Annotated in this window: 3 protein-coding genes; 2 read left to right on the forward strand and 1 reads right to left on the reverse strand. The window is 70.3% G+C overall.

Going from position 1 to position 2,075, the window contains the following annotated elements; translation table 11 throughout:
- Nucleotides 1–215 precede the first annotated feature (215 nt).
- Nucleotides 216–725, forward strand: a complete 510-nt coding sequence (locus tag ACIBJF_RS53115; protein ID WP_399185070.1) for a hypothetical protein — start codon at nucleotides 216–218, stop codon at nucleotides 723–725.
- On the opposite strand, the gene ACIBJF_RS53120 is transcribed toward ACIBJF_RS53115, so the two are convergent.
- Nucleotides 709–1,272, reverse strand: a complete 564-nt coding sequence (locus ACIBJF_RS53120; protein WP_399185071.1) for a hypothetical protein — start codon at nucleotides 1,270–1,272, stop codon at nucleotides 709–711. The two genes, ACIBJF_RS53115 and ACIBJF_RS53120, sit on opposite strands and share 17 nt — an antisense overlap.
- A 220-nt stretch (nucleotides 1,273–1,492) precedes the next feature.
- Here ACIBJF_RS53120 and ACIBJF_RS53125 point away from each other — a divergent pair, with 220 nt between their 5' ends.
- Nucleotides 1,493–1,816 (forward strand): HNH endonuclease, encoded by a 324-nt coding sequence (locus ACIBJF_RS53125; RefSeq protein WP_399185072.1) that lies wholly within the window; start codon nucleotides 1,493–1,495, stop codon nucleotides 1,814–1,816.
- Nucleotides 1,817–2,075: the final 259 nt, after the last annotated feature.

Below are 2,075 nucleotides of genomic sequence, written 5' to 3' on the forward strand. Positions count from 1 at the left end.
GGCACCCCTGCCCGGCCGAACGGAAGCGACAAGGGGAGCTTGCCCGACCCCAACTCCACCAACCAGAACAACACTTAGCCGCGACGATCTACTAGAGGAACCTGGTCCCCAACTGCGCCGGGGTACGCAATCGGTACGAGAAGAGATCCCCCCGCGATTTCCCGCCCTGGCGCAGCGCGCGACGGTAGCCACGCCCGTTCGTACGGTCCGCGGCCATGCTCCCGACAGCCGCACCGCCCCGCACCCGGATCGCCGGCCTTGCGACCCGCGCCCGGAACATCGTCGACTCCGGCCTGTGCACCCGCACGACCGGCGTCCCCGACTGGCTCGCCCGCCTCGAGCAGCTCGAGCACCTAACCGCGGCCCCCGCCGCCGACCGGCGCGCCACCCTCGCAATCGTCGACGACGACACCCTCGTCGACCTCCTGGTCCTGTCGTACCTGCGGCACGGCACCCCCTACGCCCTGTGGGCCGACACCCTCGCCGGGTTCGCCGAGGACGTCCTGGGCGCCCCGACCTGGGAGCACCTGCAGGCGCTGGTGGACGCGACGCAAGACGCGGCCGCCGTTCACTCTCCCCGCCTCGCCCCAGGCGCGCCCACCAGGGCCGTGAACTCCGCGGTCCGGCGCCCGGGCAGGCGAGGAGACCAGTGCTGTGAAGGCTCGAGGCCGGCCCGGGCGGTCGGGCCGGCCCGGGTGAGCACCCGCCTCAGGAACCGTTCTTGACCTCGGACAGGGACGGCACCTTGTTCTTGACCTCGGCGCCCGCGTCCTTCCCGGTGTCCTTCACCTTGTTGATGACGTTGTTGAAGTCGTCGGCCGCGGAGCCGTCGCCCTTGCGGAGCTTGGCGGGCAGGTTCTTCAGCGAGTTGATGCTCGCCGTGATCGGGGCCAGTGCCTTAGAGAGCGTGGGGTCGCCCTGGGCGTTGTGTACGGCGGCCTTCAGGCGGTTGTACGCGAACGCGCCGGCGAGACCCGCCTTGACCAGGGTCAGCTTGCGGCCGTGCGCACCCTTCTTAAACTTGCCCGCCTTGTACGGCTTGTAGATCCACTGGTAGACGGCTCCCGCCGCGAGGCCCGCGTTCGCCACAAACCGGGTCTTGGCGAACTTCTGCTTCTCGGCGGACGTGCTGGGGCTGGGCTCGGCCGAGGCCACGGCGACGGTCGGATTGCGCTGCGAAGAGCCGTCGCTCGATGCGTAGGCCGTGGAACCGGCGAGCAGGGCGCAGCAGAGGGTGAGGGCCACGGCGATGTGGCGTATCGGTACGGGCACGGTGTCCTCCCGTGAAGGGTCGCGTTTGGTCCGTGTGCTCCGTGGAGCCGTGTGACCTCACCCGCTCCCCCCGAAACATGGACATGTACTACAACATGTCCATATCTCGCCACAGAGCGCAGTCCTCCGGACCAGCGCGCGATGGCAGGGAGGGCGTCTCGTGACCGGCCGTGCGTGCAGCGCTGCGTGTGGGGCGCGACGGCGAACCGGGCCCACCGACATGGTGAAGGCGATCGTCTACGACTGGGACGGCGGTGCCTGCGTGCGCTGCGGCGGACGGCAGGACTTGACCATCCACCACCGCGTGGACCGCGGCATGGGCGGCGCCTGCGAGGAGTGGATCAACCAGGCCCACAACCTGCTGACCGCGTGCACGACGTGCAACGGCTGGTTCGAGGACAACCCGCGGGAGTCGTACGAGAACGGGTGGAAGGTTCGCCGCCCGCAGCTCCCCGGCGAGGTCGAGGTTCGCTACCCCGACGGCCGCCTGTACGTGCTCACCCCCGACGGGGTGCGCTCGACGACCGTGGCGGCCGCCCGATGAGGCGCCGCGCGACGCGGCCGCGCCACCACCGCCGCGCTCGAGGGCCCGTTCTGGGCGGTCGTCGACTTGACGGCGCCACCTACCCCACCGTCCTGACCCGCGCCGCCATCACCTTCGCCGCATTCCTCACCCTCGCGGCCACCCTCACCACCGCCCTCACGGCGTGTGCCGCTCGAAAAGTCGTCGTCGCAGGTGGCAGCGGTGACGGTTCGTCGGCTGGGAGCATGCCCGGATGATCGTGTCCCTGTTGTACAAGGCG

Source organism: Streptomyces sp. NPDC050743, assembly GCF_044456925.1.
Classification (GTDB): Bacteria; Actinomycetota; Actinomycetes; order Streptomycetales; family Streptomycetaceae; genus Streptomyces.